The 25,216-nt window shown below is 72.4% G+C and carries 23 protein-coding genes; 13 read left to right on the top strand and 10 right to left on the bottom strand.

Annotated features, from left to right (window positions below):
• Nucleotides 1-22: 22 nt before the first annotated feature.
• Nucleotides 23-1,531: a hypothetical protein gene (locus ACZ6S0_RS21200; RefSeq protein ID WP_465920124.1), complete on the bottom strand. Its 1,509-nt coding sequence runs from the start codon at nt 1,529-1,531 to the stop codon at nt 23-25.
• A 223-nt stretch (nt 1,532-1,754) separates the two neighbouring features.
• On the opposite strand from ACZ6S0_RS21200, the gene ACZ6S0_RS21205 reads away from it, so the two are divergent.
• Nucleotides 1,755-3,149 (top strand): hypothetical protein, encoded by a 1,395-nt coding sequence (locus ACZ6S0_RS21205; RefSeq protein ID WP_465920126.1) that lies wholly within the window; start codon nt 1,755-1,757, stop codon nt 3,147-3,149.
• Nucleotides 3,150-3,193: 44 nt separating this feature from the next.
• Here ACZ6S0_RS21205 and ACZ6S0_RS21210 read toward each other — a convergent pair whose 3' ends face one another.
• Nucleotides 3,194-5,095 carry a S41 family peptidase gene (locus ACZ6S0_RS21210; RefSeq protein WP_465920128.1) on the bottom strand — a complete coding sequence of 634 codons (1,902 nt, stop codon included), beginning with the start codon at nt 5,093-5,095 and terminating at the stop codon, nt 3,194-3,196.
• Nucleotides 5,096-5,331: 236 nt separating this feature from the next.
• Between ACZ6S0_RS21210 and ACZ6S0_RS21215 the strand changes: the two genes are divergently transcribed.
• Together ACZ6S0_RS21215 and ACZ6S0_RS21220 are read left to right on the top strand one after the other, a co-directional pair.
• Nucleotides 5,332-6,744: an L-lactate MFS transporter gene (locus tag ACZ6S0_RS21215; protein ID WP_465920130.1), complete on the top strand. Its 1,413-nt coding sequence runs from the start codon at nt 5,332-5,334 to the stop codon at nt 6,742-6,744.
• Entirely contained in the window at nt 6,741-6,869 is a 129-nt protein-coding gene (locus tag ACZ6S0_RS21220) for an MFS transporter small subunit (RefSeq protein ID WP_465920132.1), read from the top strand. Before ACZ6S0_RS21215 ends, ACZ6S0_RS21220 begins: the two co-directional genes overlap by 4 nt.
• Before the next feature lie 85 nt (nt 6,870-6,954).
• Here the strand turns inward: ACZ6S0_RS21220 and ACZ6S0_RS21225 are convergent, their stop codons facing one another.
• Together ACZ6S0_RS21225 and ACZ6S0_RS21230 are read right to left on the bottom strand one after the other, a co-directional pair.
• Nucleotides 6,955-7,428 carry a hypothetical protein gene (locus tag ACZ6S0_RS21225; protein ID WP_465920136.1) on the bottom strand — a complete coding sequence of 158 codons (474 nt, stop codon included), beginning with the start codon at nt 7,426-7,428 and terminating at the stop codon, nt 6,955-6,957.
• A 146-nt stretch (nt 7,429-7,574) separates the two neighbouring features.
• Nucleotides 7,575-8,018 (bottom strand): MarR family winged helix-turn-helix transcriptional regulator, encoded by a 444-nt coding sequence (locus ACZ6S0_RS21230; protein WP_465920138.1) that lies wholly within the window; start codon nt 8,016-8,018, stop codon nt 7,575-7,577.
• Nucleotides 8,019-8,145: 127 nt separating this feature from the next.
• On the opposite strand from ACZ6S0_RS21230, the gene ACZ6S0_RS21235 reads away from it, so the two are divergent.
• From ACZ6S0_RS21235 to ACZ6S0_RS21245, 3 genes are all read left to right on the top strand, one after another.
• The gene (locus ACZ6S0_RS21235; protein ID WP_465920140.1) at nt 8,146-8,973 is read left to right on the top strand and encodes an SAM-dependent methyltransferase; all 828 of its coding nucleotides are present in this window, start codon (nt 8,146-8,148) and stop codon (nt 8,971-8,973) included.
• 773 nt (nt 8,974-9,746) lie between these two features.
• Nucleotides 9,747-10,334: an RNA polymerase sigma factor gene (locus ACZ6S0_RS21240; protein ID WP_465920142.1), complete on the top strand. Its 588-nt coding sequence runs from the start codon at nt 9,747-9,749 to the stop codon at nt 10,332-10,334.
• Nucleotides 10,334-11,440: a CU044_5270 family protein gene (locus ACZ6S0_RS21245; protein ID WP_465920145.1), complete on the top strand. Its 1,107-nt coding sequence runs from the start codon at nt 10,334-10,336 to the stop codon at nt 11,438-11,440. Before ACZ6S0_RS21240 ends, ACZ6S0_RS21245 begins: the two co-directional genes overlap by 1 nt.
• Nucleotides 11,441-11,675: 235 nt before the next feature.
• On the opposite strand, the gene ACZ6S0_RS21250 is transcribed toward ACZ6S0_RS21245, so the two are convergent.
• The 4 genes from ACZ6S0_RS21250 to ACZ6S0_RS21265 all read right to left on the bottom strand — a co-directional run bounded on the left by ACZ6S0_RS21250 (nt 11,676) and on the right by ACZ6S0_RS21265 (nt 16,223).
• A complete protein-coding gene (locus ACZ6S0_RS21250) occupies nt 11,676-12,023 on the bottom strand; it encodes an STAS domain-containing protein (protein ID WP_465920149.1) in 348 nt (115 codons plus the stop codon).
• Nucleotides 12,024-12,350: 327 nt separating this feature from the next.
• Nucleotides 12,351-13,559, bottom strand: coding sequence for a cytochrome P450 family protein (locus tag ACZ6S0_RS21255; RefSeq protein ID WP_465920153.1), 1,209 nt, complete (start codon nt 13,557-13,559; stop codon nt 12,351-12,353).
• Between the two features lie 64 nt (nt 13,560-13,623).
• On the bottom strand, nt 13,624-15,222 hold the full coding sequence (locus tag ACZ6S0_RS21260; protein ID WP_465920156.1) for a xanthine dehydrogenase family protein molybdopterin-binding subunit: 1,599 nt from the start codon (nt 15,220-15,222) through the stop codon (nt 13,624-13,626).
• On the bottom strand, nt 15,219-16,223 hold the full coding sequence (locus ACZ6S0_RS21265; protein WP_465920159.1) for an FAD binding domain-containing protein: 1,005 nt from the start codon (nt 16,221-16,223) through the stop codon (nt 15,219-15,221). Before ACZ6S0_RS21265 ends, ACZ6S0_RS21260 begins: the two co-directional genes overlap by 4 nt.
• Nucleotides 16,224-16,275: 52 nt before the next feature.
• Between ACZ6S0_RS21265 and ACZ6S0_RS21270 the strand changes: the two genes are divergently transcribed.
• Nucleotides 16,276-16,755: a hypothetical protein gene (locus ACZ6S0_RS21270; protein WP_465920319.1), complete on the top strand. Its 480-nt coding sequence runs from the start codon at nt 16,276-16,278 to the stop codon at nt 16,753-16,755.
• On the opposite strand, the gene ACZ6S0_RS21275 is transcribed toward ACZ6S0_RS21270, so the two are convergent.
• Entirely contained in the window at nt 16,713-17,174 is a 462-nt protein-coding gene (locus ACZ6S0_RS21275; RefSeq protein ID WP_465920161.1) for a hypothetical protein, read from the bottom strand. The genes ACZ6S0_RS21270 and ACZ6S0_RS21275 overlap by 43 nt on opposite strands.
• Nucleotides 17,175-17,462: 288 nt before the next feature.
• Between ACZ6S0_RS21275 and ACZ6S0_RS21280 the strand changes: the two genes are divergently transcribed.
• The 3 genes from ACZ6S0_RS21280 to ACZ6S0_RS21290 all read left to right on the top strand — a co-directional run bounded on the left by ACZ6S0_RS21280 (nt 17,463) and on the right by ACZ6S0_RS21290 (nt 20,927).
• A complete protein-coding gene (locus tag ACZ6S0_RS21280; RefSeq protein WP_465920163.1) occupies nt 17,463-19,148 on the top strand; it encodes a purple acid phosphatase family protein in 1,686 nt (561 codons plus the stop codon).
• A gap of 238 nt (nt 19,149-19,386) precedes the next feature.
• Nucleotides 19,387-20,136 carry a hypothetical protein gene (locus ACZ6S0_RS21285; RefSeq protein WP_465920165.1) on the top strand — a complete coding sequence of 250 codons (750 nt, stop codon included), beginning with the start codon at nt 19,387-19,389 and terminating at the stop codon, nt 20,134-20,136.
• Nucleotides 20,133-20,927 (top strand): nickel/cobalt transporter, encoded by a 795-nt coding sequence (locus ACZ6S0_RS21290; protein WP_465920166.1) that lies wholly within the window; start codon nt 20,133-20,135, stop codon nt 20,925-20,927. The genes ACZ6S0_RS21285 and ACZ6S0_RS21290 overlap by 4 nt, the downstream gene beginning before the upstream one ends.
• A gap of 37 nt (nt 20,928-20,964) precedes the next feature.
• On the opposite strand, the gene ACZ6S0_RS21295 is transcribed toward ACZ6S0_RS21290, so the two are convergent.
• Nucleotides 20,965-22,434, bottom strand: coding sequence for an IclR family transcriptional regulator domain-containing protein (locus ACZ6S0_RS21295; RefSeq protein ID WP_465920169.1), 1,470 nt, complete (start codon nt 22,432-22,434; stop codon nt 20,965-20,967).
• A gap of 161 nt (nt 22,435-22,595) precedes the next feature.
• Here ACZ6S0_RS21295 and ACZ6S0_RS21300 point away from each other — a divergent pair, with 161 nt between their 5' ends.
• Genes ACZ6S0_RS21300 through ACZ6S0_RS21310 form a run of 3 tightly spaced genes read left to right on the top strand, consistent with a single transcriptional unit; the run spans nt 22,596 to nt 25,214 of the window.
• Complete coding sequence (locus ACZ6S0_RS21300) at nt 22,596-23,399, top strand: CoA transferase subunit A (RefSeq protein WP_465920170.1); 804 nt, start codon at nt 22,596-22,598, stop codon at nt 23,397-23,399.
• Nucleotides 23,396-24,025: a CoA transferase subunit B gene (locus ACZ6S0_RS21305; RefSeq protein WP_465920172.1), complete on the top strand. Its 630-nt coding sequence runs from the start codon at nt 23,396-23,398 to the stop codon at nt 24,023-24,025. Before ACZ6S0_RS21300 ends, ACZ6S0_RS21305 begins: the two co-directional genes overlap by 4 nt.
• 40 nt (nt 24,026-24,065) lie before the next feature.
• Nucleotides 24,066-25,214 (top strand): thiolase family protein, encoded by a 1,149-nt coding sequence (locus ACZ6S0_RS21310; protein ID WP_465920321.1) that lies wholly within the window; start codon nt 24,066-24,068, stop codon nt 25,212-25,214.
• Nucleotides 25,215-25,216: the final 2 nt, after the last annotated feature.

Here is a 25,216-nt window from a genome sequence, read left to right on the forward strand (position 1 = left end):
CGGCTCGTGGGGTAGAGGGCTGTCAGGGGTCGTGGGGTTGGAAGAGGCGGTGGACGGCGGCGGCGACCCGGCGCGTGAACGACGAGGCCCCGGCCGGGTCGTGGAAGGGCTGGGTCGACCCGTCCGTGACGGCCTCGACGGTGGCGAGGTCGGCGCCGGGATGGCACACCACGTCCGGCTCGGGCAGGCCCGCGAGCAGGAACTCGCCGTCGTCGGCGCGGGCGTCGGCCGGGTGCGCGCCCCGGCGGACCCAGTGCGGATGGCCGTGCCGGTCCAGCCGGTAGACGCCCGGGGGGTGGCCGGGGGCGATCCGTACCGGCGACTCGTTCCTCAGGCGGACCCGTACCGAGAAGGGCCCGCCGGGCTGGGCGGCGCGCAGCAGGCTGAGCTGGTTGAACTCGTGCGGCTCTCCCAGCCAGCTCACCCGCCCGCCCGACATCACGGTCAGGTGCGCCAGGACGAACGGCGGCACCCCCACGGCCTGCTGGTTCGCGGCGGACGCCTCGGTGCTCTCGTCGTACCGCCACCTGATCGCGGACAGGTAGACCCGCTCGCCCGGCGTCAGCAGCGCGTGCAGGCAGAACAGCCCGGCCACGCCGTAGCGCCGCCAGCCCCAGACCGCGATGCGCTCGGCGCAGTCGACGAGCAGCGCGGCGGCGGGCACCGGCCAGGGGCGCGACCAGTCGTGCCCCGCGCTGGTCAGCGGGCCGACGCCCAGCTCGGCGATGCCGGTGGCCGAGTGGGCGGGACGGTCCACGTACACGCTGACGCCGCCCGCGCCGTCCGGGACGCTGAGGACGGTGACCGCGCACGGCCGCCCCTCCACGTACGCCGCCACCCGGTACGGCCCCAGCAGCCGCGCCGCCCGTCCCATGTCGTCCTCGCCCGACACGATCACGGTGCCGCGCCCGCCGGACCCGCCCCCTGCCTGCACCACGACCCGTTCCATGCCGACCGCGCGGCGCAGCTCGGCCAGGCCGGGCAGCCGCTCGGCCGGTACGCAGCGGATCCGCGCCACGGCGGGCACCCCGGCCGCCCGCAGCAGGTCGTCGAACAGGTGCCGGGCCTCGATCGTGGCCCGCACCCCCGGGTCGATCGCCGCGATCGTGCCGCCGTGGGCCAGCTCCTGCAACTGGGCGCCGGCGAAGCAGGTGGAGATGACCGGCGGGCGGTCGAGCTTGACCAGGTGCCGGGCGGCGTCGTGCCGTACGCGGCGCAGCCAGCCCTGCCGCTCGGCCACCGACCGCACGCGGGTGCGGTCCTCGGCGGCGACGACCATGCCGGGCAGCGCCGGGTCCCAGGCCGGGTAGCAGCCGATGCTCAGCGCCGGGCGCAGGGCCTCGACGGGGCTGGGCCCGGTGTAGCCGGTACGCAGGACGGTGCCGAACCGGTCGATCGCGACCAGCGGCCGTCCCTCGAGAGCCGCGAGTAACTCGGCGTGCGCCACCTCGAACGGGGCGCCGTCCACGTGGCGCCCGAGGTTGTGGCGGGGTTCGCCGATGCCGTCCCTCGTGTACGCCGAGCCGTTCATGGCGTCATGGGCGACATGCCCGGAATGAGCCCGCCCGTCCGCGTGCGTATCACGCCTCCTCCTCCGCTCACACTCGCGCCATCAGCCACCAGCCACCGACCATCGGCCGTCAGGCATCGGTGACCACAGGCGCGCCATCACATCACTGTCCGCACTATTGACGGTGCGCTGCGCACGACGGATCGTCGAGAGCACCGCGATGTGAAGCGATGTGAAGATTGCGATGCCGCCACGACGCACCCGCCCCGTCGCGAACCGGGCCCTCGCCACGCTGATCGAGCAGGCGGGCTGGACGCACGCCGCCACCGCGCAGCACGTCAACGCCGTCGCCGCCGAGACCGGGGAGCGGATCCACTACGACCGTTCCGCGGTGGGGCACTGGCTGACCGGCACGGTGCCCAGGCCTGAGGCCGTGCACGCCGCCGTGGAGGCGTTCCGCCGCCGCCTCAACCGGCCGGAGCTGCGCCCGGGGCACCTCGGCTGGCCGGACCCGGGGACCGTGCCGCCCGCCGACGACCCGTGGCGCGGCGACCCGGTCGCGCGCCTGGCCACGCTCGGGGAGGACGACCTGTTCAACCGCCGTACCGTGCTGACCGCGGGCACGTTCACGCTGGCCGCGCTCACCGGGCTGGCCGACCGGCGCGGCGAGGCCCGCGTACGGGGCCCACTCGGCCGGCCGGGCGCCGGTGACGTGGCCCGCGTCCGCGCCGCCACCGCCGGGTTCGCCGACCTGGATGACCGGCACGGCGGCGGCCACGCCCGCACCGCCGTCGCCGCGTACCTGTCGCGCGAGGTCACGCCCCTGTTACGGGAGGCGACCGGCCGTACCAGGCCCGACCTGTTCACGGCGGCCGCCGAGCTGAGCTATCTGGCCGCGTACATGGCCATGGACGCCGGGGCGAACGCGCTGGCGCAGCGCTACTACATCAGCACGGTACGGCTCGCGGACGAGGCCGGTGACCTGCTGCTACGGGCCACGGCGTTACGCAGCATGGCCGTGCAGGCCGCCGAGCTGGGCCACGACGGCGAGGCCCTCGCGCTGGCCGACGCGGCGGCCTCCGCGCTGGGCGGGCACGGGCCAGGGCGCACGCTGGCCTGGATCACCGGCATGCGCGCCGAGGCGCACGCGGCGGCGGGCACCCGCTGGGACGCCCTGAGCCTGCTCCGCCGTACGGAGACCCAGCTCGAACGCGCGGACTCGCCCCCGGAGACGGAGTGGACGGGCAACTACCGCCGTGAATCCCTGGAACACCAGATCGGCCTGACCCTCACCCAGCTCGGCGACCACGCCACCGCCGCCCGCCACTTCACCGCCTCCATGAACGACCGCCGTCCGGTCGAGGCGCGTACCCGGGTGCTGATCGGCCTGCGGGCCGCGCACGCCCACCTTCGCGCCGGTGACCCCGAGCAGGCGGCGGTTACGGCGCTGACGCTCAGCGACGACGTGCCGCTGATCGCCTCGGCCCGCGTGGACGCCGAGCTGCGCCGCCTGCGGACCGGCTGGCAGGTGCACCGCGACAGCCCGCTCGTCGCCGAGGCCGACCGGGCGATGGCCGGGACGCCGTCACCGGAGGCGTCCCCGCCCGCCCGGAGCCGCGGCCACGGCCCCAGAACGTGATCTCCCGCACGGTTCAGCTCGTGCGGGGGGCTCAGTGCGAGGGCTCAGTGCGGGAGGATGGTGCGGGCCGCGACCAGGATGCCGTCCTGGAGTCCCTCGACCCTGATGACGCGCGCCGACCCCGCCCCTGGCACCGGCACGGTCATGACCTCCGCCAGCACGTCCACCGAGACCTGCGGCCGGCCGTCCAGGTAGACGTCCACCCGATTCACGAGCCGCGTCGTGAAGGTCAGCTCGTCCGGCGCCACCCGCACGTCGAGCCGCCGCACCGGCCGCCCGGCCAGCAGCTCGCCGGCCCGCGCGAGCAGGTCGGCGTTGTCCTGCAGGACGTCCGCGCGGGTCATCCGGTGGCGGTGGCCCGGCACCACGCCGAGGTCCTCGACGGGTGTGCCCGCCAGGTCGTTCACCCGCAGCGTGCGCCTGATCGAGACCCGCATGTTCGCCTGCCCCGGCAGCTCCTTGTAGGGGTTGTCGGAGACCGGGGAGGGCAGTTCGAGCAGGAGCTTGAGCAGCCCGTGGGTCCAGACGTTGGCGCCGCCCGCGCCGGTGTTGTCGTCCGTGCCGAGGATCTGGCCGATCTCGTGGTCCTGGAACCCGCCCGCGAAGATGTCGGTCGCCGAGTAGCACAGGGCGTTGGTGACCAGTACGACCGGCCCGAAGTACCGCTGGCCGACGGCGTTGGCCCCGCCCGCCGGGGTGATGGAGAAGCTGCCGGAGTAGACCGAGCCCGTCTCCAGCGCCTGCTCCATCGACGGGCACCAGGGGCCGAGGTCGATCTCGCCGGTCGGGTTCTCGCGGTGCTGGTCGCAGATGCGCAGGTTCAGCGACGTCGTGATGAACTGGGTCGGCTCCGGCACGACGGGCCGCGGGGTGAGCGTCTGCAGCAGGAACTCGGCGGCGAAGATGTGGCCGCCGCCGTTGCCGCGCACGTCCACGATGAGCCCGTTCTGCGGCAGCAGCTCGATGAGGCGGACGAACTCCCGTACGAACGCGTCGGGGTCGTTGACGCTGAAGCTGAAGATCCGGATGTGGCCGAACGTGCCCGACGGCGTGACGACGCTGCGGGCACGGAAGAACCCCGGCATCGACGTCGGGAGGTCGGCCCCGGGCGCGGTGGGCTCGGCCGTCAGCTCCGCGCCGCCCAGGACCTCCAGCAGCGTGACGGCCTCCGGGACGTACAGCAGCTTCAGCGCCCGGCCGATCTCGTCCGCGCCGAGGTCGAGCCCCTGGGCGACGGCGGCGACGGTGAGCTGGTCGGCGTCCACGAACGACGGCTGGTTGTCCGTCACGCGCCAGCCCTCGCGCAGCTCCCTGCTGATGCCGTCGGCCCCCACGTACGTGAGCACCACCCAGCTCTCGTCCGGCGGCACGTGCAGGCGCAGCGGCCGGATCGTCAGCGACTGCAGACCGCGCGCGTGCCGGGCCGCCGGGTTGCCGCCCGCGAACTTGGCCCCGTTGAGGTCCACCGCGCGGTCGATGGGGACGCCGTTCCAGTGGGTCACCTCCACGCCGGGGCCGAAGCCCGGGGCGGTGAAGCCCTCGACGGTCCTGGTGACGACGTAGTGGCGTTCGTCGCCGGTGTAGTACTCCTCGATCAGGTACGGCAGGTAGGCGATCTTGCCCGCGTACGGCTGGGGGAGGACGTAGTTGGTGTGCAGGTCGCGTACCGCGTGGAAGATCTCCGACAGCTCCGCGTGGAAGCGCCACTCCGGGCCCATGGTGCTCGGGGTCTGCCTGCTGAGCCGTACGGCCAGCAGCCGCAGCCGCTGCACCGGGTTCACGGCGTGCATCGCGGCCTTCAGCGGCAGGTGCACGTAGTTCTGCTCGATGAGCACCAGCGCCTGCTGGACCAGCAGCCTGCGGTCGTCGAGCGTCAACGTGTCCGCCGCCGTGCGCAGGAAGTCCGGCAGCTCCTGCTTGGCCACCCCGCCTGATGGCTCGGTCATCTCGTCCACCACCCTGGTCTGTGCGTGCCGCGATCGAAGGACGGCACGTGCCACCGGCACGTTCCCACCGAGGTCGCGGACGCCGCCACGGGAGGTGACCTAGGGTTTTCCCTAGCCCGAGTCCTTGGACTTCCCGTGTTCCAGGGCTGAGCCGCTCATCGACCAGATTTGACCGCTTGCCGTAAAGAGCAGGTCATATTCCAAATACTGCATACCGTATGTGATAGCGCTGACACGTGGCAGAGAGTACGAGGTTCGCGAGTCCCACAGGTTTCCTGAGTCGTTCCCGCATCGTGGCGGCGCCCACCTGGAGCCGTTGGCTCGTGCCGCCCGCGGCGTTGTCGGTGCATCTGGCCATCGGGCAGGCGTACGCGTGGAGCGTCTTCAAGCCCGCGCTGGAGTCCACCCTCCAGCTCTCCGGGACCCAGAGCGCCCTGCCGTTCCAGCTTGGCATCGTGATGCTCGGCCTGTCGGCGGCCTTCGGCGGCACCCTCGTCGAGCGCAACGGGCCCCGCTGGGCCATGTTCGTCTCGATGACCTGCTTCTCCTCGGGCTTCCTGCTGTCCGCGCTGGGCGTGCTCACCCGGCAGTACTGGCTGGTGGTGCTCGGCTACGGCTTCGTCGGCGGGATCGGGCTCGGCATCGGCTACATCTCGCCGGTGTCCACGCTGATCAAGTGGTTCCCCGACCGGCCGGGCATGGCGACCGGGATCGCGATCATGGGGTTCGGCGGGGGAGCGCTGATCGCCTCGCCGTGGTCGGCGCAGATGCTGACCTCCTTCGGGGCGAGCACGACCGGCATCGCCACGACGTTCCTCGTGCACGGCCTCGTCTACGCCGTGTTCATGTCGATGGGCGTGCTGCTCGTACGGGTGCCGCCCGACGGCTGGCGGCCCAAGGGCTGGACGCCGAGCCCGGCCGGCAGCCGCCCGCTGATCACCACGGCCGACGTCTCGGCCCGCAACGCGATCCGTACCCCGCAGTTCTACCTGCTGTGGGTCGTCCTGTGCTGCAACGTCACCGCCGGCATCGGCATCCTGGAGAAGGCCGCGCCGATGATCACGGACTTCTTCGCCGGCACCCACGCGGCGGTCGCGGTGGGGGCGGCGGCCGGGTTCGTCGCGTTGCTGTCGCTGGCGAACATGGCCGGGCGCTTCGTCTGGTCCTCCACCTCCGACCTGATCGGGCGCAAGAACATGTACCGCGTCTACCTGGGCGTCGGCGCGCTGCTGTACCTCGTCATCGCCCTGTTCGGCGCGAGCGCCAAGCCGCTGTTCATCGTGTGCGCGCTGGGCATCCTGTCCTTCTACGGCGGCGGCTTCGCGACCGTGCCCGCCTACCTCAAGGACCTGTTCGGCACGTACCAGGTCGGCGCCATCCACGGCCGGCTGCTCACCGCCTGGTCCACGGCGGGCGTACTGGGGCCGCTGATCGTCAACGCCATCGCCGACGCGCAGAAGGCTGCCGGACACGCGGGGCCCGACCTCTACACGACCTCGCTGTTCATCATGATCGGGCTGCTCGCGGTGGGCTTCCTGGCCAACGAACTGATCAGGCCGGTGCACGAGCGCTACCACGAACGGACCGCGCAGCGGGATGACTCACCGGTGCGGCAGTCGCCGGTGACGGAGAAGGGACAGGCGGTATGAGCACCATGGAGACCGGGGGACGGCGTACCTGGCTGATGGCGCTGGCGTGGCTGTGGGTGGGGCTGCCCTTCGCGTACGGGGTGTACGAGCTGTTCCTCAAGCTCACCCAGCTCTTCGCGGGCTGAACGCCGGGGGCGTCACCTCCGGGCGCCGACCCTGGACCGCGGGGGCCGCGATCGCCGACGGGCGTCGCGGCCCGCCCGCGCACGTTCACCCGCCAGGCTGGGTGATCATCAACACCGCGACCACCGCCCAGATCAGGTTGTAGCCCCCGGCCAGCATGGTCAGGGGGCGCAGCCGCTCGCGGGCGCCCGGCACGGCCAGGGCGGCACGCTGGCGGGGGTTGATCTGCCAGGCCAGCAGGACGCCCGCGGCCGCCGTGAGCACCAGGGACAGGATGATCCACAACTCGCCCATGCGGCCCTGCAGGAGGGCCAGGACGATTCCGGCGGCGGGCACGATGATCGCGGCGATGCCGTAGCCGCGCGTGATGCGGTGCATCGCCGCCGCCACCGCCCGGCTCCGCCCGTCGTCCGCGCCCTCCTGGACCTCCTCCTGGACGCCCTCCTGGACGCCTTCCTGCGCGACGGGGACGTACCGCGGGAACAGGCTCGTCGCCACGGACGAGCCGCCCACGAACACGATCGCCGCGATCACGTGCACCGACAACAACACGGCTGCCATGAGTTCTCCCTCCGAACCGTCAACCTTCAGGCAGCCTGAAGCCTACCGCATGACCTTCAGCCCATCTGAAGGTTTGAGGGACGCAGGCCGTTGACGTGGCAGCGGGTCGACAACGGGGAGATTCGGGGGACGCCGCCCGGTGGCGGTCAGGGGGTGGAGGGAGTGAAGGCGGCGCGGATCGCGTCGCCCACCTGCTGCTGGATCGGGTCGGCCGCCGGCCCGAACAGGTGCTCGTCCACCTTCGCCACCTTCGCCTGCGCCTCCTGGAGCAGACGGGTGCCGTCGGGGGTCAGCTCGATGGCTGCCGCCGACCCGGCGCGGGCGGTTTGGTCGTGTACCAGCCCCGCCCCGACCAGCGCCTTCACCGCCGTGTGCACGCTCTGCACGGTGATCCCCGACATGCGGGCCAGATCGCTGAACGAGACGCCGGGCACGGCCGCGATGTGCCCAAGCAGCCCGAGCCGGCTCACCGACAGGTCGAGCGGCGCGAGGGCGGCGTTGAGCTCGGTCTCGATCCGGCGCGCCAGCGTCAGCACCACGATGGAGGTGCTGATCACCGGGGCGGTCGGCGGCCCGTTCTCGGAACTCACCCTTCAAGTCTCCCGCAACCCGCCGCCCCGCGTGCGCACCAGGCCCGCGCCGGGCGGGGAAACAGGGGTTCACCGCACCCGGCTTTGATCGCTACGCTGGCGCCACGCCAGTGCAGGGAGACCACACGTGAGCAGTGCTGAGCCGCAAGTGCCCGGTGTCGACCCCTCGGTCCCGAGCGTGGCCCGTATGTACGACTTCTACCTCGGAGGCAAGGACCACTTCCGCGCGGACCGCGTGGCCGCCGAGAAGATCATCGCGATCGTCCCCGAGGTGCGCGAGACGGCCCGCGGCAACCGCGCGTTCATCGGCAAGGCCGTACGGCTCATGGCCGAGCAGGGCGTGCGCCAGTTCCTCGATCTCGGCGCCGGGCTGCCCACACAGGAGAACGTCCACCAGGTCGCCCAGCGGGTCGCCCCCGACGCCAGGGTCGTTTACGTCGACAACGATCCCATCGTCCTGACCCATGCCCGCGCCCTGCTGGCCGAGACCTCGGAAACCGTCGCGGTCTGGGGCGACGTCACCGACCCCGCCGCCGTTCTCGCCTCGCCCGAGGTCGCCGGGCACCTCGACTTCGACCGGCCCGTCGCGGTGCTGATGTCGGCGGTGCTGCACTTCGTACCGGACGATGAGCAGGTGAGCCGCATCGTGGCGGCCCTGCGCGCGCCGCTGGTGCCGGGCAGCCACCTGCTGATCACCCACTTCTACGCGCCCGACACGGGCGACCCCAGGGTCAGGGCGGGGCAGCAGGTGTACCGGTCGACCAAGCCCGGGGCGCTGGTGGCCCGGTCACTGCGGCAGATCTCCGCGTACTTCGACGGGATGACGCTGCTGGAGCCTGGGCTCGTACCGGTGAAGTCGTGGCGGCCCGACTCGGACCTCGACCTGCAGGTCGAGGTCGACCTCACCGTGCCCAGCCTCGTCGGAGCGGTCGGACGCCTGACTCAGCGCCCGTGAACGAACTGATCGTGGTCCACCAGGGTTGCGCCGCACCGGAACGAAACGCCCGCACCCGGCGAATGGCTCCCCATCTCCCGATCTCGCAGCGCCGCCGATGACGGTCGCCCAGGCCACCTCGAGTGGGCTGGAGTTGATGCCGTCTTGCGGCGTTGCGGAGCGCCAGGGCGTACAGAAACGGAGCGGCGGTCAGGCACGAGCTACAGGCGGCAGCCACAGCCACGACCACGGCATACGCCGAAACACACGGAACGTGATCGCGGAGGCGACCAGCGCGCAAACGATCGACGCTGCGAGCCGCCACCTCATGCTTCCGCCCCAAGACGCTGCCAACAGGGCGGCCCGTCCCGCCCGCCGGCCGGCTCAGGTCGGAGACCGAGATCGACTTCGACGTCGACCTTCGTGAACTACAAGGTCAAGAGGGGGTCGACACACTCTGCGACTTCCTACGGGCGATCGGCGGCGAACTCGGCAAGCCGGTGCTGATGACCCCGGAAGGCGGCAGCCAAGAACACCCGGTCCTCGGCTTCGACCCCGATGTCGGCAAGGTCGTCCTCCTCGGCGATCCGGCGCCCGACCGACCGCAGTCCCCGGCGTCGCGAACGTCGACAGCTTCCCTGTCCGACCGTCCCAACGGACCCACCAGGGCCGAGGGGCTTGGTCGCTGAGGTAGGGGCGGCGGATCGCGGGTGGTCGCGATCGACCGTGAACAAGAATCGGGGGTTCGCCGAACTAGGGGTGTTCCGACGCAGCCGACTGAAAGACCGCCATTCATGACAGCTCCCCCCCGAGATTCGGCGCCCCCCAGCGAGGGCACCGACGCGCAGGTGATAGAGGCGTCGCGCCGTCACCCCGATCGCTTCGGCGCCCTCTTCGATCGCTATTTCGCGCACATCCACCGCTATGTCCATCTGCGCTTGGGCGAGGCCGTCGCGGATGACCTCGCGGCGGAAACCTTCCTGCGCGCCTTCCGCGACCGGGACCGCTTCGACCCCGCCTGTCCCAACGCCCGCCCCTGGCTGTACGGCATCGCCTCCAACCTGGTCGCCGAGCATCGTCGCGGCGAGGCGCGCAGGTATCGGGCGCTGGCCAGGAGCGCCGATGCCGTGGAGATCACCAGCCACGACGAGCGCGTCGCGCAACGGGTCTCCGCGGCGGTGATGCAGCCGCGGCTGGCCGCCGGCCTCGCCCGGCTCTCGGCCGGGGACAGGGACGTCCTGCTGCTGGTCGCCTGTGCCCAGCTCAGCTACGAGGAGGTGGCCGAGGCCCTCGGCATACCCAAGGGGACGGTGGGATCGCGTCTCAACCGCGCCCGCAAGAAGCTCCGCAAGATCATCGGCCCAGCAGGGGAGGCGCTGTGATGAACGAACTCGAAATGATCAAGGACTGCCGGGACGGCCTGCCCGGACCCGCGCCCGAGGTGACCGCGCGCGCATGGGTGCTGCTGGCCGAGGAGATCGAGGCCGAGCGGACCGGGAGCGCTCACCGTCGGCCGGCGCGGTCACGTCGGCTGTCTCTTCGCGGTCTCCCCGGCGGCAGGTGGGCGATGCGGGCCGGCGTGGCCGTGGGCCTCGCGGCGGCGGTGACCGCGGGGCTGGTCCTGGTGCGCGGCGGTGACGACTCCGTTCCACTTGGGACGCCTCCGGCCAGCGCCGCCGAGTTGCTCCGGCACGCGGCCTCCGTCGCGGCGCGGGAGGACGTGCGGCCCGGGCCGGGGCAGTTCGTCTACGTCGACCAGAGGAACGTCGTGTTCGCCGGCGGCTCCCAGGGCGAGTACACCCAGGACGTGCGCCGCGAGACGTGGATGCCGGCCGGGGAACCCGGCAAGACCCTGACCCGCTCGACGTACGGGCAGACACACGTGATCAGCGGACGAAGCCCGGAGCACGTGCAATCCCCCGGAACAGTGGAGTACCAGCGCGCGGGACAGTGCCACGAGAGCTCCATGGACCAGCCTCCCCAGGCCGGCGATCTCCCCGCCGATCCTGATCAGGTGCTGGCGAAGATCCGCCGGGACGCGGAGGCGTTCGTCCGGTCGGACCAGCTCAGGAGGGGAGAGAAGGACCTGGCCCAGAGCGAGATCGGCATGAGGGTCGAGAAGGTCGTCGGGAGCCGACTGATCGCGCTGGCGCGGGATCCGCTCACCCCCTCCCGGACCAGGGCCACGGTCTTCGCCGCGCTGTCCAAGATGCCGACCGCGACCATGGTCACGAACCTCACCGACCCCGCCGGACGACCCGGGGTGGGCGCCTCGCTGAAAATTGAGACCCCCGACGGCTGGGAACGCGGGGAGTTCATCTTCGAGCCTGCCACGTACCGGTTCCTCGGCTACCAGAGCTGGATCGGGCAGCGGGAGGGCGGACAGGTCAAGGAGATCCCGACCAGCAGTTTGGCGGTGATCACCACCAGGGTGGTCGACTCCATGCCGGAGGTTCCCAAGGACGCCGGCCAGCCGATGTTCTGCTAGCTCGATCACCAGGTCGCGGGACCGTGGAGTGATCCGCGCGATCAACGAGACTGCTCTTGGCCGCTCCTTCCGACCAATGGTGGAAGGTCGGCCAAGGGCCGTCCACGCTGTCGGTCGGCCGGGGCCGACGTCGGGATGCCTTTCGTTCAGTCGATCCCGCGGGTCAGCGTCCGTCAGCCATCCTCCGACGAGTTGGCGAGGAATGCCGCCTGCCGTGGCGCGGGCACACGCGGCGTCAGGACCCGCCCGTCGTCTCGCAGACGACGAACCTCTTGTCGAGCCCGGTCAGCCGCAGCAGCCGGGTCACCCGCGGCTGGAGCCCGGTCAGCCGGAGCCGGCCGCCGGCGGCCTCCACGGCGTTCGCGGCCCAGATGAGCGTGTTGAGCCCCGAGGAGTCGCAGAAGGCGACCCCCTCGAGATCGACGACCACGAGCGGCGGACGCATGCAGGACATCGCCTGGGTCAGCCCGTTGCGGAACTCCTCCATCGAGGCCAGGTCCAGATCCCCGGCAGGGCTCAGGACGGCGGAGTCGTCACGCTCAGTGACGACCCAGGAGAAGCCGATACGGTCTGCGCTTCCCATTCCACCCCTCCGCTTGTCAACGGTTCGTCACCTTATCATTGCATAGTGCAACGGCACGAAATGGCTGCCGTCGCGACCGCGTACCACAGCGACCACGGGGCCGGACGCTGAGGCTCCGGCGCCGGGAGCGCACCTCGCCACGGCGGTGCCGACCGGCTCTCGGCTGCTGGTGGTTTTGTCCGGTCACGGCGAAACCAAACTCGTCACGACGGCCGAGTTCCCCGGCGTCGGCTCGATGCGGCTGAGCGGGGCGGAGCGGCGCGGTCGGCTGCGGCATCCTCACCTCCCTCGGGTGATGGTGGTACGGGTCCGTCCTGCTCGCGGCGGCTATGTCAGCACGACGGGCAGGGATTGTACGTCGCTGCCCGTGAAGGAGGGCTGCGGGCGCAGCTCGCCGGGCTCCGCCGCGAGCCTGATGCCCGGGAACCGCCGGAACAGAGCGGGCAGCGCGACGGCGGCTTCCAACCGGGCCAGCGGGGCGCCCAGGCAGAAGTGGATGCCGTGCCCGAACGCCAGGTGCCGCCGATCGTGCCGGTCGATGTCGAACCGTCCGGGGTCGGGATTGACCGCCGGATCACGGCCGTGTGCGCCGAACGCGATCAGGATGAGTTCGCCCCGGCCGATCGTGACGCCCTCGCCGAGATCGAGGTCCGCGGTGGCGTAGCGCAACGGCAGGTGCATGACCGGCGGGTCGCGGCGCAGGCTCTCCTCGATGACGTCGTCCCACCGCTCCGGCGCGGCGAGCACGGTCGCGAGCTGGCCAGGATGGGTCAGCATGGCGACGACCGCGTGGTCGATGAGCGACACGGCGGTCTCGCTGCCCGCACCGATCATCAGGATCAGGGTGCTGATCAGCTCGTCCATGCCGAGCCGGTCGCCGTCGGCCTCCTGCGCGGTGAGCAGCATGCTCGTCATGTCGTCGCCGGGACTGGCCCGCTTGGTCTCGACGAGGCGGTGCATGGCGGCGTACATCTGCCGCTGGACCTCCGTGGCCCGCTCGACGTCGGCGGAGTTGTCCAGGATGGAGTCGATGGCCTCCAGCATCGCGGGCCGCTGGCCGTCCGGGACGCCGAACAGGTCGCAGACCACCCCGCTCGGGATCGGGTACGCGTAGCGGGCCCGCAGGTCCACCACCCGGCCGGGCGGGGTCGCGGCGAGGTCGTCGAGCAGCGACTCGGCGATCCGCTCGACGGCCGGGCGCATGGCCTCGACGCGGCGGGCGGTGAAGGCCCTGCCGACCAGGTCCTTGAGCCGTTTGTGGTCGTCGCCGTCGGCGGTGAGCATGCTGACGACGTCCACCCACGCGGTCAGCCAGGCGATGGCGAACGGGCGGTAGCCGGGCCAGGACCGCCGGGCGTCCTTGGACACGTCGGGGTGGGTGAGCAGGCGCTTGACGACGTCGCCGCGGCTGACCGACCAGGCGACGAGGTCGCCCGGCAGGCGTACTCGGACGGCGGGGCCGGCGGCGCGCAGTTCGTCGGCCTGTGTGTAGAGGCGTGCGCCTGTGGTGTCGAGGATCGTCGGCGAGCCGGCCACGGGAACCTCCTGCGGGCACCGATCTGAGACGTGTGTATCCCATGCCGGGGCTCCCGACAACCCGTCAGAGCAGATCCTCGGCGCGGATCGGCAGGCGGCGCGGGCGGTGGCCGGTGGCGTGGAACACGGCGTTGGCGATGGCCGGCGCGACGCCGGCCGGCGTCACCTCGCCGAAAGGCCCGGCGCCTATCGGGTCGAGCGCGCGGCCGGACCTGTCGACGAGGTCCAGGTCGACAAGGTCCAGATCGAGGAGGTCCACCTGGATGAGGTCCTCGTGGATGGAGTCCCCGTCGACGCTGTCGAGGTCGAGGTCGAGGTTGTTATGGTCGATGAAGGCCGCGCCGATGCCCCGGGCCACCGCGCCGCGTATCTGGGCCTCGGCCGTCACGGGGTCGGACGTGCGGCCGCGGGCGGCCACGCTGACCACCTGCGTGACGCGTACGCGCCCCGTGGGCTCGACCCGCACCTCCGCGAAGTGCGCTACGAGGCCGTACGCCCCCGTAGCCACGCCCCAGCCGATCGGTGTCCCGTCGTCGGCGTGCATGGAGCCCGGGTCCGGCGTACGCGCCGCCCAGCCGAACAGCTCCGCGCCCCGCCGCAGGCAGGCCGCCAGAGGGCGGGAGGACAACGGTTCGCCGGTCACCGGGTTCACGCGGGCGGCGTTGGCCAGGCGCAGCTCCACCGGGTCGCGCCCGGCGCGGTAGGCGATCTCATCGACGGCCGACTCGAGCGCGAACGCGGCCGGGTGCTCGGACGGCGGAGGGTCCGAGAAGGACCGGGCGGAGTGCTCGACCCGAGTGGGCGGTTGCGGGCCGGTCCTGATGTGACGACGGCGGACGCGGAAGTTCCTGATGTCGTACAGGCGGGCGGTCAGCTCGGTGTAGGTGACGGGGTGCGGGTCGTACCGGGGCGCCTGCTGGTCGGCCTCGTGGATCGCGGCGAGCAGCCGGCCCGAGCGGTCGGCCCCGAGGCGTACGCGGTGGCGGAAGGCGGGACGGGGACCGGTGGGGTGGACGGCGCGGGCGGGCGGCGGCACCAGCTTGACCGGGCGGCCGAGCCGACGGGCGGCCACGGCCAGCGGCGCGAGGTGCTCCTGGTCCTGATGGACCACCTCGTAGACCTCGTCCACGCGAAGCGGGCTGCGTTCGTAGGCTCCGTGGGCGTCGCCGACGACGACGTCGGAGAGGAAGGGGAGGGGCGCGGTCTCGGCGGTGTCAGCGTCCAGCTCGGCGGTGGACAGGTTCGTCTCGTACTCGGTCCGCACCAGCTCGGCGGTGGACGGGTTCGTCTCGTGCTCGGTCCGTACCAGCTCGGCCGCCCGCACCGCGGCGACCGGTGTCTCGGCCACGACCAGCACGATCGTCCGGCCACGGAAGGAGACGCGGTCGTCCGGCACGGGCGGCGGGCTCTGGCAGGCATGGCCGTCGCGCATGATGGGGCCGTCTGCGGTGCCGCCCGGGTCGTCGAGGTACGACAGCACGAGCAGCACGCCGGGCACGGCGGCGGCCGCGGCGGTGTCGAGCCGGGTGATGCGGCCCTCGGTGGCGGTGACGAGGACGGGCGTGGCGTAGGCGGGGCGGGGTGGTGTGTGGCCGTCGCCGTGGTGGGACGGCCCGGCGACCTGGTCTGCCGCGTCGACGCGCGGGATCGGCGGGTTCTTCATCGTACGGCCCGCTCTCCGGCGATCCGCAGCGCCTCGGCGACGGTGCGGACGCCCAGCTCGACGCGGAAGGCGTTGTGCGTGCCCGGACGGGCGCCGGCCAGCGCGGCCTCTCCTGCGCGGCGGGCGGCGCGGCGGTCGAGCGGTGTGCCGGTCAGCTCCCGTTCGGCGTCGTGGCAGCGCCACGGCCTGGTGGCGAGCCCGCCCAGCGCGATGCGGCACTCCCGTACGGTGCCGCCGCCGTCCAGCGTCACCGCGGCGGCGGCCGAGGCCAGCGCGAACGCGTACGACTCCCGATCCCGCACCTTGTGGTACGTCGACCCGCGCCCGGCCCGCGTGACCGGCACCCGGATGCGGGTGACGATCTCGTCCCAGGACAGGGTGTGCTCCTTGTCCGGTGTGTCACCGGGTTCGAGGTGCAGGTCCGCCAGCGCGAGCGTGCGCGCACCCGCGGGCCCGGCCACGTCGACGAGGGCGTCGAAGGCGATCAGCGCGACCGCCCAGTCGCCGGGGTACGTGGCCACGCAGGCGTCGCTCCCGCCGAGCAGGGCGTGCCCCCGGTCCAGCCCGCCGATCGCGGCGCAGCCGCTGCCGGGGCGACGCTTGTTGCACGGGACGGCCGGGCGGCCCCTGAAGTAGGCGCACCGGGTGCGCTGCAGCAGGTTCCCCGCCACGGTCGCCATGTTGCGCAACTGGTGGGAGGCGGCCTTGACCAGGGACTCGGCCAGCGCCGGGTAGTCGTTCACCAGCACCGGGTCCTCGGCCACGTCGGCCATCAGCGCGCCCGCGCCGAACCACAGCTCGTCAGGCCCCGACGTGTCGATCCCGCCCAGTTCGCGCAGGGCGCGCACGTCCACGACGGTGGGCGGGGTCTCGATGTCCAGCCTCATCAGGTCGTACAGGGTGGTGCCGCCGGCCAGCACCTTCGCGCCAGGACCGGCCTCCGACAGGACGCGTACGGCCTCGGCCAGCGTGGCGGGGGCCGCGTAGGCGAACGGGCGCACGGCTCACCCCTCCCGCCGGGCGGCGGTCCCGGTGACGGTGAATGCGGGCGCTGTGAACACAGGCCCGGTGAACACAGGCCCGGTGAACACAGGTCCGGTGAACACAGGTCCGGTGAATGCGGGCCCGGGGAATATGGGCGTGGCGAATGCGGGCCCGCTGAATGTGGGCCGGGCGAATGCAGGGCCGGTGAATGCGGGGCCGGTGAATGTGGGTTCTGTGAATGCGGACGCGACGAATACGGGCCTGGTGCATGCGGTCGCGGTGAATGCGGGCGCGGTGCGTTCGGTCGCGGTGAATTCCGGCGCGACATCCGAGGTCATAGGCGCAACGCTAGTATCCGGCGTCGCTTTTATCCCCATCTGTCGTGGTAAGAGGCGGTCAAGAATGGCCGGTGGGCAGGCGGGTCCGTTCCCGGGAGCCGCGAGCCGTGGGGAAATTCCACCGCACTTTTACCGACGGCCGGTTGCTCATCGCGCCGCGCGTGCCCGTCAGGGCAGGGCCGAGCCCGTGAGGCGGCCGGCGGGGCGGTAGGCGGCGCACATCACGTCGCGGTCGCCGTCGGCCCAGGTCTCCGGGGTCGGCATGATCGGGTAGTAGGCGAGGTCGTCCCGGTCGCCGCCCCAGAGCGAGGCGAAGCGCTCGCCGCAGCTCTGCCAGGCGAACGCCGACAGCGCCGCCCGGTCGTACGGGCCGTCGGGGGCGTGCGTGAAGCCGTACGACTGGTTGTCCGCCCCGTCCGCGCAGGGCGTGTAGAGCACGATCCGCTCGCCCGCCCCCGCCGAGTACGTCGGGTCGCTGAAGCACTCGCCGCCCTCGATCAGCAGGATCCCGGACGTCTCCGCCGTGATGAACGCGTCGGACTTGACCGCGTTCGCCGGGGACGGCACCACGAACAGCGTGCCCAGCGCGGCGACGGCGGGCAGCAGGCCCCAGCGGCGGGTCACCGCCATCCCCTCACCGCCATCCCCTCACCTGAGGCCCGTGCACGCGATCGGCCTATGCGCGCGATCGGGCCCATGCACACGATCGGCCCGTGCGCACGATCGTCCGGGGCCGATCGTGGCGGGGCCCGGCGAACACCGGGCGAACCTCCGATGACCGGCACATTGCCGATCATGAATTCATCTGACGGACAGTCGCGGGACAGACGAGCGTCAGCGGTGCCTGGCTGAATTCGCTCGCGTCCGTCCCGCGCTCGCGGATGGATGAACACCGCTTGTCGATGGAGTGAACCAGAAGTGAATCAGCCCTCGAAGCCGCGGCCGTTCGGGCCCCGGCAGGCGAAGCTCGCGGTCGCCGGCACCGGCGTGCTGCTCGTCGCGGCGTTAGCCTTCGGGCCGGCCGCCGTCGGTGCGGCGGCCCCGCCCGCGTACCCCGCCGCCGAGCAGCACAAGCCCACTCCCGTCCCCGACCGGATCATCCTGGTCCCGACCACCACGCCGGCCACCAGCCAGCGCGTGTCGTGGCGGGCCGAGGCCACCGCCGACACCGCGCAGGCCCAGATCCTGGAGGCGCCGCGGGCGCTCGGCCAGGTGCAGCCGGCCCCCGGTGCCGTGGCCACCGTCCAGGCCCTGGCCAGCACGCCGGTCAACACCACCCTCGGGTACGCCTCCACGTACCACACCGCCGAGTTCTCCGGCCTCAAGCCGAACACCCGCTACACCTACCGCGTCGGCGACGGCACGAACTGGAGCCCGTGGACCGACTTCACCACCGCGTCCTCCGGCTTCGAGCCGTTCTCGTTCATCTACTACGGCGACGCGCAGAACTACATCGACTCCGCCGTGCCGCGCGTGTTCCGCCAGGCGTTCGCCGACCGGCCGCAGGCCAAGGCGATCGTGAACGCGGGCGACCTCATCGACTCGGCCAACAGCGAGGAGCAGTGGGGCCAGTGGTTCAAGGCCGGCGGCTTCATCGACAGCCAGGTCAACAACATCTCGGTCCCCGGTAACCACGAGTACAGCGGTGGCCTGTCGACTTTCTGGCGGCCGCAGTTCCCGTACCCGGACAACGGGCCCGGCAACGCCGAACTCAAGCAGACCGTCTACAGCCTCGACTACCAGGGTGTTCGCTTCATCGGCCTGGACACCAACCACCAGAGCAACGCCACGCTCATGGCCGCCCAGACGGCCTGGCTGGAGGGCCTGCTCAAGGACAACCCGAACAAGTGGACCGTGGTGACCTTCCACCACCCCGTCTACTCCACCACCGGAACCCGCAACAACCCGAACGTGCGCGCCCAGTGGGCCCCGCTGTTCGAGAAGTACGGCGTGGACCTGGTGCTTCAGGGCCACGACCACTCGTACGGGCGCGGCAACCAGGTGGCGGCGCGCAAGTCGACGACCGTGCACAACGGCGTCGCCTACGTCGTGTCGGTCTCGGGCGGCAAGATGTACGCGCTCAACAACGGCGAGAACTGGACGGGCAACGGCGCCGAGGTGCGCAGCACCAGCCAGAACACCCAGCTCTACCAGCTCATCGACGTCGCCTCCGACAGCATCACGTTCGAGGCCCGCTACGCCAACGGCGAGCACCACGACGGCTTCGTCATCCGCAAGAACGGCAAGGGCGAGCGGACCGTCAACGACCTCCGCACCCCCGAGAACACGATCGGCGAGCAGGTCACCGTCGACAAGACGTCGGTACGCAGGCTCGAGACGGTCAAGGTCTCGGCCTTCGGCTACGACCCGGGCGAGCGCGTGGCGATCTGGTGGCGCGAGAAGAAGGACGAGGAGGCCGCCCGCGGCGGCGGGTGGAACGGCGGCAACGGCACGCTGATCGGCTACGAGAAGGCCGATGAGCTGGGACGGATCGAGGAGAGCGTCCGGGTGCCCGCGTTCGCGAAGAAGGGCGGGACGTACGTGGTCTACCTGGAGAGCGAGAACCAGAAGATCACCAGCCCCGCCATCAACGTGACCAAGTGATCCACACCTGAGTGAGGCCGCGCCCGCCCTGCCTGCGGGGTTCGACCGGCGGGGTCCGTCCGGCGGGGTCCGTCCGGCGGGGTCCGTGTCCGGTCGGGCGCCGGGGCCGTTTCGCGCGGTTCGGTCGCCGTTCCGTGCGGAGCGGTGGCTGTTTCGTGCGGAGCGGTGGCTGTTTCGTGCGGAGCGGTGGCTGTTCGGGTGGCGGCCTCACTCGGGTGCTTTGTACCAGGAGTCTCCCTTGACCCTTCCCTTCATCACACGTCTGTGCGTGCCGCTCATCGCCGTCGCCATCGTGGCGCTCGGGCCTGCCAGGGCCGCGTCGGCGCATCCGTTCGGGCCGCCGTCCACGGCGACGATCTCCGTCGACGGTGAGCGGGTGACGCTCGCCTGGCTGCCCGCCGAGGACGACTGGGTGGCGCTCGGACGGGCGGTCGGCGCGTTCGAGGACCCGGCCACGGGCACCGACACCACCCTGACCGGTGAGCAGAAGCTGGCCCGCTCCGCCGCCGTACGCGACTACCTGCTGGCCCGCGTCGGCGTCACACAGGCGGGACGGCCCTGCGCGGCCGAACTGGCGCCGCTGGAGCGGCTGCTGACCCAGGGCGCCCGGTTCACGTTCGAGTGTCCCGGCCCGGTCGTGGACGTCGACGTACGGGTCGGGGCGCTGGCCGACCTGCACGAGGCGTACCGGACGATGCTCACCGCCGAGACGCCCGCCGAGCCCGCGAAGGCGATGCTCACGGCGGCGGCCGACACCCGGCGGATGCGTTTCGATCCGTCGGCGTCGGGCGGTGTCCCGCTCGTCGTGCCCGCCGTGGCACTCGTGGCCGCCCTTGCCGCGCTGGCCGCCTTCCTGCTGCGCCGCAAACGCCCGAAGACGTCCGCGTCGTCTGCCGCCGCGTCCTCGTCCGCCGAGGAGTCCGCGTCGCCTGGCACCCCGTCCTCATCGGCGGAGACGGACGCGGCGCGGTCGGATGGGCGCGGATGAACGGCATCACCGGACCCGAGAAGTACCTGATCTCGCTGTTCGACGGGGCGGGCGCGTTCTGGCTGGCGCTGGCCGTGGCGCTCGGCGTGGGCGCGCTGCACGCGGTCGCGCCCGGGCACGGCAAGAGCGTGACGGCCGCGTACCTGATCGGCACGCACGGCCGCTACCGCGACGCGCTGCGGCTCGGCGTGGTCGTGGCGCTGATGCACACGGTCTCGGTGCTCGCGCTGGCGCTGGCCTGGGTGGGTCTGAGCAGTGCCGCCGCCGTCGGCACCGAGGCCATCACCGCCTGGCTGCAGGTGGTCGCGGGCCTGGTGGTGATCGGGGTGGGGGCGCACCTGACGTACCGGCACCTGCGCCACCGCAGGACGCACGGGGACGGGCAGGATCACGGGCACGGACATGGGCACGGACATGGGCATGGACACGGACACGGACACGGACACGGGCATCTGGATGATCCGTGGTCGCCGCGTGGGCTCACCGCGCTGGCGCTCTCCGGTGGGCTCGTGCCCTCGCCCTCGGCCTTCATCGTGCTCGTCAGCGGGCTGCTGACCGGGCGGTCGTTCGACGCCGTGGTGCTGGTGCTGGCGTTCGGGGTCGGGATGGCCGTCACGCTGACCGCCGTGGGGGTCGTGACCGTACGCGGAGCCGCGGTGCTCACTCGCCGCACGCCGCGCCTACGGCTTCTGCGTGTGGCGGCGGCCTGGATGCCCGCGGCGGCGGGCGTCGCCGTGGCGGTCGGCGGCTGCCTCTACCTCGCCACCGCCGTCTCCGCGCTCACCTCATGAGAAACCGGGCCTTCCCGCGGCCGGTGTGCGGGGCCGGTCACTCGTGGACCTCGGCGCGGGTGTGGGCCAGGTCGGCCTCCATGCCCGCCGCCGTCTCCCTGAGGGCGGGCAGGACGTCGCGGACCAGCGCGGCGGCGGTGGCGCGACCGGCGTGGGTGGCCACGTTCAGCGCCGCCGCCGTGCGCCCGGTGTGGTCCCTGACGGGCACCGCGATCGACCGTACGCCCTCCTCCAGCTCCTGATCCACCAGCGCGTACCCGTCCACGGCGGCCCGGCGCAGCAGGGCGCGCAGCTCGGCCGGCGAGGTGACGGTACGGGCCGACAGGCGGCGCGGCACGATCGCGGCCAGCCGTTCCTCGGGCAGCTCGGCCAGCAGCACCCGCCCCATGGACGTCGCGTACGCGGGGAAGCGGGTGCCGGCCGTGATGTTCACGCTCATGAGGCTGACGGTCTGCACCCGTGCCACGTACACCACGTCGTCGCCCGACAGGACCGCCACCGACGCCGACTCCCGCACCCGTGCCGCCAGCTCGGCGAGGTGCGGCTGCACGATCTCGCGGAACGTCAGCCCTGCCAGGTGGGCGTAACCCAGCTCCAGCACCCGGGGGAGCAGCGCGAAGCGGGCCCCGTCGGCCGCCGCGTAGCCGAGCTTCTCCAGCGTCCGCACCGCCCGCCGTACGGTCGCCCGGGGCAGCCCCGTGACCTTGGCGCAGTCGGCGAGGGTCAGGCCGCCGCGCGCCGAGCCGAGCGCGGCCAGCACGGCCAGGCCGCGGGCCAGCGACTGCAGGAAGCCCATGCCCAGCTCCTGCTTGGCCACCCTGGACGCGTCGCCTCCCGGTGCGGAGGGGTGGTCGGCGGGCGTGGCGCGGCCGGTCAGGGCGGACTCCATCTCCGCGACCGTCTTGCGCAGCGCGGGCAGGCAGCGCTCGCGCAGCCCGGCCGCCGTGTGCCGGCTCGTGTGGCTGACCACGCTGACCGCGCACGCGGCCCGCCCGGACCCGTCGCGTACGGGCAGGGCCAGCGCGATCAGCCCCGGCTCGATGAGCTGGTCGTCCTCGGCCCAGGGCGCCGCCGGATCGAGCAGGGCCAGCCCGGCCGCGCACCGGTCGGCGGGCAGCAGGTCACCGACCCGGAAGGCGACCGACATCGTCCGCCGCCGGGTGAACTGCACGACGAACCGCACCCCGTCGCCGTCCCGCACCGCCACCGAGACGGACTCGTCCAGCTCCTCCGCCAGCCGCCCGGCCAGGGGCGCGAGCGGCTCGCGCAGGCCGCCGCCGTTCAGGTACGCCTCGCCCAGCTCCATCAGGCGCGGCGCGAGCCGTACGTCGCGTCCCTCCGCCCGCAGGTAGCCCAGGTGGACGAGCGTGCCGAGCACCCGGTCCACCGTGGACCTGGCCAGCCCGGTCGCCCGCACCAGGTCCGTCGCCCGGGCGGGCCGCGCGGGGTCGGCGGCCAGCGCGCGCAGCACGGCCAGCCCGCGCTCCAGGGTTCCGGCCGCTTCCATCGGCTCCTCCTCCGGCGATGAGGACGGCGGACGCGACCTCACGAACTTTCGGTGATCTTCGTAGGCGGGACCTTTGACAGCTCGGCCGCCCATCCACATACTGAAGTACACAATAGTGAACAAAAGTTCGCAGAGCGAACGCGTCTCGGGAACGGAGCGTCGTGCGGAGAGACAAGGTGGTCGCCACGGCCGCGGAGGCGCTGGCCGGAGTGCACGACGGCGCGTCGTTCGCCGTCGGCGGCTTCGGCCTCAGCGGCATACCCAACGTGCTGATCCAGGCCCTCTACGACACCGGCGTCACCGGCCTCGGCGTCGTGTCCAACAACTGCGGCGTGGACGGCGGCGGCCTCGGCATCCTGCTGGCGGCCGGGCGCATCGCCCGCGTGACCGCCTCCTACATCGGCGACAACAAGGAGTTCGCCCGCCAGTACCTGGGCGGCGAGCTGGAGGTCGAGCTGACCCCGCAGGGCAGCCTGGCCGAACGGCTGCGGGCCGGCGGCAGCGGCATCCCCGCCTTCTACACCCCGGCCGGCGTCGGCACGCCCGTCGCCGAGGGCGGCCTGCCGCTGCGCCACCACCCCGACGGCTCGATCGCGGTCGCCTCGCCGCCGAAGGAGGTACGCGAGTTCGACGGCCGCGAGTACGTGCTCGAACGCGGCATCCGTACCGACTTCGCCCTCGTCCGCGCCGCCAAGGGCGACCGGCACGGCAACCTGGTCTTCCACAAGGCCGCCAGGAACTTCAACCCCCTCGCCGCCATGGCCGGCCGCATCACGGTCGCCGAGGTCGAGGAGCTGACCCAGCTCGACCCCGACGAGGTGCACCTGCCCGGCGTGTTCGTGCGGCGCGTCCTCGTGCTCACCCCCGAGCAGGCCGCCGACAAGTCCATCGAACGCCGCACGATCTCCCCGCCTCCCTCACCCGCCGCCTGCGCGCCTTCTGCCCCGAGGACGGTGCACGAATGAGCTGGACCCGTGAGGAGATGGTCGTGCGGGCCGCGGCCGAGCTGCGCGACGGCGACTACGTCAACCTGGGCATCGGCCTGCCCACCCGCATCCCCACCTTCCTGCCGCCGGGCGTGGACGTGGTCCTGCACTCCGAGAACGGCATCCTCGGCGTCGGCCCCTACCCCCGCGAGGACGAGGTCGACCCCGACCTGATCAACGCGGGCAAGGAGACGGTCACCGTGCTGCCGGGGGCGTCGTTCTTCGACTCCTCGCTGTCGTTCGGCATGATCCGCGGCGGCCACATCGACGTGGCCGTGCTCGGCGCGATGCAGGTCTCGGCCCGCGGCGACCTGGCCAACTGGATGGTCCCCGGCAAGCTCGTCAAGGGCATGGGCGGGGCCATGGACCTGGTGCACGGGGCCCGCACGGTCATCGTGATCATGGAGCACAACGCCAAGGACGGCTCCCCGAAGATCGTCGAGAGGTGCTCGCTGCCGCTCACGGGGAAGGAGTGCGTCCACCGGATCGTCACCGACCTCGGGGTCTTCGACGTGACGGGACAGGGGCTCACGCTGGTGGAGCGCGCGCCCGGGGTGAGCGAGGCCGAGATCCGCGAACGCACCGACGCGCGGCTCACCACATGAACACGAGGACCGGCGCGGAGGCCACCACATGAACGACCGCCTGAAGGACGTCTACATCGTCGACGCCGTACGCACCCCGTTCGGCCGCTACGGCGGCGCGCTGTCCGGGATCCGGCCGGACGACCTGGCGGCCCACGTCGTCTCGGCCCTGGTCGAGCGCAATGACGTGGAGGTCGTGGACGAGGTGCTGCTCGGCAACGCCAACGGCGCGGGCGAGGAGAACCGCAACGTCGCCCGCATGGCCGCGCTCCTGGCCGGGCTGCCGGTCACCACGCCCGGCGCGACCGTCAACCGGCTGTGCGGGTCCGGGATGGAGGCCCTCGTGCAGGCGTACCGGGCCATCGCGCTCGGCGACGCCGACACCGTGATCGCGGGCGGCGTGGAGTCGATGACCCGAGCCCCGTGGGTGCTGCCCAAGCCGGAGCGGGCGTTCCCCGCGGGCGGTCAGGAGCTGGTGTCGACGACGCTCGGCTGGCGGCTGGTCAACCCGAGGATGCCCGCCGAGCACACGGTCGCGCTCGGCGAGGGCGCCGAGCTGATCGCCGACCGCCACGGCATCTCCCGCGCGGAGCAGGACGCCTTCGCGCTGGCCAGCCATCAGAAGGCGGCGAAGGCGTCGTTCGAACGCGAGATCGTGCCCATCGCCGGGATCGACCGCGACGAGGGCATCCGCCACGACACCTCACTGGAGGCGCTGGCCAGGCTCAAGCCCGCCTTCCGCAAGGACGGCGGCACCGTCACCGCGGGCAACTCCTCCCCGCTGAACGACGGCGCGGCGGCGCTGCTGCTGACCGACGAGGCGGGGCTGCGCGGGCGCGAGCCGCTGGCCAGGATCGTGGCCGGCGGAGTCAGCGCGCTGGAGCCGCGTCTCTTCGGGCTCGGCCCGGTCGAGGCCGCGGGCCGGGCGCTGGCCAAGGCGGGCAGGGGGTTCGGCGACCTGGCCACGGTGGAGCTGAACGAGGCGTTCGCGGCGCAGGCGCTGGGCTGCCTGGCCGAGCTGCCCGACCTCGACCCGGCCATCGTCAACCCCGACGGCGGCGCGATCGCGATCGGTCACCCCCTCGGTGCGTCCGGGGCCAGGATCACCGGCGCGGTGGCCCACCGGCTGGCCGCCGCCGGTTCGGGCACCGGCCTGGCCTGTCTGTGCATCGGCGTCGGTCAGGGGCTGGCCGTCGTACTCGAAAGGTAGCG

Source organism: Nonomuraea sp. NPDC051298 (genome assembly GCF_055586305.1).